Source organism: Hallella absiana (genome assembly GCF_025457485.1).
GTDB classification, from domain to species: domain Bacteria; phylum Bacteroidota; class Bacteroidia; order Bacteroidales; family Bacteroidaceae; genus Prevotella; species Prevotella absiana.
In genome coordinates this window covers 166,223-172,248 of record NZ_JAMXSP010000005.1, presented here as the reverse complement: position 1 = coordinate 172,248, position 6,026 = coordinate 166,223, and the positions used below count along the sequence as shown (strand labels likewise).

General features: G+C 48.2%; 4 protein-coding genes. 3 read left to right on the top strand and 1 reads right to left on the bottom strand.

The features are described from left to right. Nucleotides 1-1,308 precede the first annotated feature (1,308 nt). Nucleotides 1,309-2,580, bottom strand: coding sequence for an NAD(P)/FAD-dependent oxidoreductase (locus tag NG346_RS04270; protein WP_262281043.1), 1,272 nt, complete (start codon nucleotides 2,578-2,580; stop codon nucleotides 1,309-1,311). Nucleotides 2,581-2,872: 292 nt separating this feature from the next. On the opposite strand from NG346_RS04270, the gene ric reads away from it, so the two are divergent. The 3 genes from ric (at nucleotide 2,873) to NG346_RS04255 (ending at nucleotide 5,739) form a co-directional block, all read left to right on the top strand. Then, entirely contained in the window at nucleotides 2,873-3,598 is a 726-nt protein-coding gene (ric, locus tag NG346_RS04265; RefSeq protein ID WP_262281022.1) for an iron-sulfur cluster repair di-iron protein, read from the top strand. 107 nt (nucleotides 3,599-3,705) lie between these two features. Then, a complete protein-coding gene (gene fldA, locus NG346_RS04260) occupies nucleotides 3,706-4,203 on the top strand; it encodes a flavodoxin FldA (RefSeq protein WP_154535182.1) in 498 nt (165 codons plus the stop codon). Nucleotides 4,204-4,209: 6 nt separating this feature from the next. Next, nucleotides 4,210-5,739 (top strand): DUF438 domain-containing protein, encoded by a 1,530-nt coding sequence (locus tag NG346_RS04255; RefSeq protein WP_262281023.1) that lies wholly within the window; start codon nucleotides 4,210-4,212, stop codon nucleotides 5,737-5,739. Nucleotides 5,740-6,026: the final 287 nt, after the last annotated feature.

Sequence of the window (6,026 nt, the reverse complement as noted above, 5' to 3'; positions counted from 1 at the left end):
AAGCAAGCTTTCGCTGTCGTTACCCCTCGACTTGCATGTGTTAAGCCTGTAGCTAGCGTTCATCCTGAGCCAGGATCAAACTCTCCATTGTAAAATATCATGGTTCCTTCATCAGCCTTGCGACCGAATCGGAAAAAGTTTCTCTGTCACAGGACGCGATGGTTTATTGAAGTCTTCCTGTTTTCAATATAAAATTGAACGGTTCGTTTCTTCTACCCAATTCCCATACCCTATATATAATAAGGTGTAGGAATCGCTTCTTGTACTACTCTCTGTTGTATGTAATCTTCTCAAAGAACTCTTTCTCGTTGCTCTCAGTGTTTGGCGTTTGCCGTAGTTCTGAAAAGCGAGTGCAAAGGTACAGCTTTTACAAATAACCTACAAACTTTTCCCATGTTTTTTTGAAGAAAAGACATAAGTTTTCCAAAAGATTGACAAAAAGAGCCATAGACACATTATATATTATATAGCAAGAAGACAAGCTCTATGTTTTTAGACAGAAAGACATAAAGGACATATTTTCCTTTTTTAGACAGAAAGACATAAAAGACATATTTTTTCTTTTTAGACAGAAAGACATAAAGAACATAATTTTAAAGTCAGAGCAACAAAGGAACAAATTCTTAAAGACAGAGGGACTGATTCGCTCTGCCTAAAAAGAGATAGAACTAAGAACATGAATGAACATGAATGAACATGAATTGCCCACAAATTATTCATGAATTAATAATTGATGAGAAATTCGTGGGCAATTCATGGACTTTCGTGTGAGGGTAAGAGCCTGTTCACAAATAGCGTCCGTTGTAAAATATGTCTTTTATGTCTTTCTGTCTAAAAAAGAAGAATATGTCTTTCTGTCTAAAAAAGAAGAATATGTTCTTTATGTCTTTCTGTCTTAAAAGGAAAATCTGTCTCTCTGTTACTCTGTCTTTTTCGTCTGTTCTTCTGTCTTAACTTCTGACAATAAATCGCGGCTGAGAATCGATTCTTTTGAACGAAGACCCATGCCGGGCAGAATTTCGCCAAAAACGGAGCAAATTTACAAACTACTTATAATCAGTCTGTTGTGCTACTTCTGTCTCTTTTCAACCTAAGAAACGCCATGATTTTGTCTGTCAAACAACCGAGATGACACGCACAAACAACTGAGATGACAGCAAGAATGCACTTTGGAGGGCGAAAAAGCATTGTTTTTTGTAGGAAGGAAACAAGAAAGCCTGTCCGCTCAACTCTAGATTGCAAGTTGAAGCGGACTGGCTTTTGTAAATAAATAACATAGATTATAGTCTAAAAGAATGTCCGTCCAAGTCATTTTCCAGCTCTTAGTATCAGTCGCAGGCTCTGCTTGTAGTTGACATAGTTCCACAGCCAGTTGAGCAGCACAAAGAACTTGTTCTTTACGCCGAGGATCGACCGCAAGTGCACGACAAGCCACAACAGCCAGGCCGTGAGCCCGCCGAACTTCCATCTGCCTATCTCCGCCACGGCAGCCTTACGGCCTATGGTCGCCATGGTGCCAAGATTCTTGTAGATAAAGGGACGCATGTCCTGACCATGCTCTTTCCGAACGATATTCCGTGCCACGTTCTCGGCCTGTTGCAATGCTACTTGGGCCAGCTGTGGGTGACCTTGGGGCCATGCGTCATCGCCCTCGATGAGACTTTGGTCGCCAATAGCAAACACGTCGGTCATGCCTTTCACACGGTTCATGCGATCACAGAGCAGTCGTCCCGCATGCCCCACAGCCTCGTCCGGTACGCCGGCAATGGTATTAGCTTTCACGCCACTCACCCAGATGACATTAGCCGACTCGATTGTCTCGCCATTTTTCATTCTCACGACACGACCATCATAGTCGGTCACCCGCCAGCCTTTACGCACATGAACTCCCATGCGGATCAGTTCCTTCTCAGCCGTTGCTGACGACTTCTTATCCATCGCCTTGAGCAACCGGTCACCAGAGTTGACGAGATAGATATGCATGCGGTCAGCCAAATCGGGATAGTCGCGCGGTACTACGTATTTCTTCATCTCAGCCAAAGCTCCCGCAATCTCCACGCCGGAAGGACCGCCGCCTACGATGACCACGTTCATAAATTTCTGCCGTTTGTCTGCGTCTGTCTCCGTTTCCGCCAGTTCCAGATTGTGGAGGATATGGTTGCGCAGAGCCATCGCATCGCTGACAGTCTTCATCGGGAATGCGTTGCGCGCAATCTGTTCGTTGCCAAAGAAATTGGTCGTTGCCCCCATGCCCAGCACCAAGTAGTCGTAGTGAATGGTGCCGACAGAAGTTTGAATGGCTTTCTCGTTTTCGTCGATCGACTTCACCTCAGCCATGCGGAAGTAGTAATGGGGATAGCCTTGGAACAGTCGTCGGATAGGAAACGCAATGTTGCTGGGCTCCAATCCGGCCGAGGCCACCTGGTAGATGAGTGGCGGGAACTGGTTGTAGTTGTTCTTGTCCACTACAACCACCTGAAAACCGGAGTGGCGCAGACTCATGGCCAGTTTCAGTCCGCCCAATCCGCATCCCACGATAACCACTCTTGTGCGTTCTCCTCTTCGGATATTGGCTCTCATCGTCTCACTCCTCAAATCATTCGTTTCATTGTTTGCCATCATTGTCAGCATATTATTGGTTTCTCTTCTAACCTAATTGTCACAAAAGCCGTGCCGTCTTCTTATTATAAATAATGTGGCCACAATTGTTACTGCACGGTAACCTATGTGAACCGCATGGCAGAGCAAAGACCACATTTGTTACCAACGGCAGTTGTATTTTCGACATCGTGCCACAATGGTATCACTTTTGCAATTATGTCAGTGAAGTCAAAAAGACAAGTAAACAAATAACAATTAAAGATATACGATTATGAACAGCAAACTGACAAAGGACATGACGGTCGGCTCCATTGTAGCCGAGGATTTCAATCGTGCACAGACACTTGAGCAGATGGGCATCGACTACTGCTGCCACGGCTCGGACACACTGCAGACAGCCTGCGAGAAGAAAGGGCTCAACGCCGACGACGTGCTGGCAAAGCTCGACGAGAAAGAGGTTGCTACTGGCGGCGCTCCCGACTTCGCCAACTGGCCACTGGACCTGCTTCTCGACTATGTGCTGAAGAAGCATCACCGCAACTTCCACCTTCACCACGAAGAGCTCATGCAACTCGTCAGTAAGGTAGCCAGCGTACATAGTGTCCATCACCCCGAGCTCTTAGACGTGAGAGATGCTGTAGCCGCTTCGTTTGAGGAACTCGACAGCCACTTCGCCAAGGAGGAGAACATTCTCTTCCCACAGCTCTACGAGATGTATCATGCACAAGAAGAGGGTCGGCCCGCTGCTCCCTGCCATTGCGGAACCATCGCCAACCCCATCAGACAAATGATGCTTGAGCACGATGCCACAGGCGAGATGTGGGAGCATATCACCGAACTGACACACAACTTCGAGACACCGTCCGACGGCTGCGCATCTTATCATCTCATGAACCAGCAGCTCCGGCAGTTCTTCCTCGATCTCAAAGAGCACATCTCTCTGGAGAACAACCTCATCTTCCCGGGATTCCTACAAATGGAGCAACAGGGAGAGTAAGCATACACACACCAAGGGCAGACTTTGGCCTGCCCATAAATTCAAATACAACTACTCATTGAAAGGTGAGTTCATTGCAACAAAATAATAAGAAAGGAATCAGAAATATGAAGAAGACAATCATAGTTTACGGATCCACCACCGGCAATTGCCAGGAGTATGCTGAGAAGATAGCTCAGAAGTTAGGCGTGAGCGATGTGAAGAATGTAGCCGACGTCGATGCCGACACGCTGTCTACGTACGACAATCTGCTGCTTGGAACCTCGACTTGGGGTGCCGGTGAATTGCAGGATGACTGGTACGACGGCGTGGAAATGCTGAAAAGTGCCGACCTCAAGGGCAAGACTATCGCCCTCTTCGGCTGCGGTGATGCCAGTGGATACAGCGATACGTTCTGTGGTGGTATGTCTGCTCTCTACGATGCCGTGAAGGACAGCGGCGCAAAACTCATCGGACAGGTAGCAGCCGACAACTACACCTATGACGACTCAGAGTCAGTAGTCGACGGTAAGTTTGTAGGCTTAGCTATTGATAGCTCTGAGGACGAGGATGCCATTGACAACCGTATCGAGAGCTGGACAGAAAGCATCAAGAGCGAACTATAGAAGAATATGGAAAAGAAGATAGACCTCACACAGACCGTTTACCAGCTTACCCAGGCGCATCCGGAACTCATCGAGATAATGGCTTCGCTCGGGTTCAGCGAGATCACGAAGAAAGCCATCCGGATGTCAGTGGGTAAGCTGATGACGATCAGTCAGGGAGCAGCCATGAGAGGCATCGGCATGGAAGCCGTAGTGAAAGCGTTGGAAGACAATGGATTTACTGTTGTCGGCAATCATACTAAGTCTGATGAACCGTCATCAAAAATACAGGAGGCTCCTGTGACTGACACTACCCAACAGATCAAATCACTGCTCCGGCGTATCAACGAAGGAGAGTCCATGGAGAGCGTACGCGCCGACTTCGTGAGCCAGTTCAAGGATGTACCCGCCAACGACATCATGCGGGCTGAGCAGGAACTCATCAGCGAGGGGCAGTCGGTCAACGAAGTAAAGAAGCTGTGTGATGTGCATTCTGCTCTTTTCCACGGCAAGAACAACGATGAAGATGTGCATCCGCATCTGCATCATGGTCTTCACCACGACCAAGAGGCAATGATGGTGGGGCAAGCATCAGAGAACAGAGACAAGACTGCTGAGTTGCGGGCCATTGACGGTCATCCTCTTCAAACCTTCTATCATGAGAACGAAGCCATCGTCGAGGCACTCGGCAATGTGCTGCGGGCTTTGGATGGAGACGAGGATGTGACAGACGCATTGCGCAAAGCCAGCGGATTGGCTGTGCACTATGCTAAAAAAGGCGACCTCATCTATCCACTGCTCAAAACGAAGCATGGCATCTACGGTCCGTCGCAAGTGATGTGGACCATTGACGACGAAATACGCGCTGAGTTCACTACGCTGTTGAGACTGTCTGCTAAAGAAGCCGGACTAAGCGAAGACTGGAAGAATCGTGTGAAAGACCTCATCGGGCGGGCACGCGAGATGACGTTTAAGGAGAACCGCATTCTCTTTCCTGTCTGCACAGCAAACTTCACCGACGAAGAGTGGCGGCAAATCTATGTCGACAGCAAGGCTTATCCGGAATGTTTAGGCATAACGATGAAGACTTGGGAAGATGGTGAAGCACTGTTCCGTGAGGAAAAGCAGAGAAACAGTCAACCGGTGGCCGACGGAGCGGATGAGTTGCGAGTAGACATGCCGGGCGGTTCGCTCACCCTCAGCCAACTTACTGCCCTACTCGACACTCTTCCCTTGGAGATAACCTTTGTAGATGCCGAGAACATCAACCGCTATTTCAATCAACCATTCTCCGAAAAGTCGTTCAAGCGCCCCTTGGCAGCTCTTGGTCGCGAGGTGTTCTCATGCCATCCTCCAAAGATAGAACCGATGGTGCGCGCTATCATCGCCGACCTGCGTGCGGGCAAACGCGACAGCGTCGCCGTGTGGATGGAGAAGAACCAGCGCGCCACATTGGTCACCTATCACGCTGTTTGTGATGCACAAGGACAATATGTAGGAACCATGGAGACTGTACAGGATATGGAAGAAGCAAGGAAGCACTTCGCTCAAAAATAGGTAGAGAATCATCAAACCGTTTGAACACAGTAACTCTATACAAAAATATATATTATTAATATACTCTCTATACGCGTGCGCGCGAGAAAAAAGACCGGAACCAAATTCCCGACATCGACAAAATGGTTCCGGCCTCCTCCAAGCACTCCGAGAGCAAAGTCACCGTTCGGCGGGTTACAACCCGCCGCCACAAACAAAACCACCCACAAGGCAAGCATCACAAACCCAAATTATCATATACGACGAAAGCCGCTGAAATTCAGCGGCTTCCTTTCTGTTTATATATA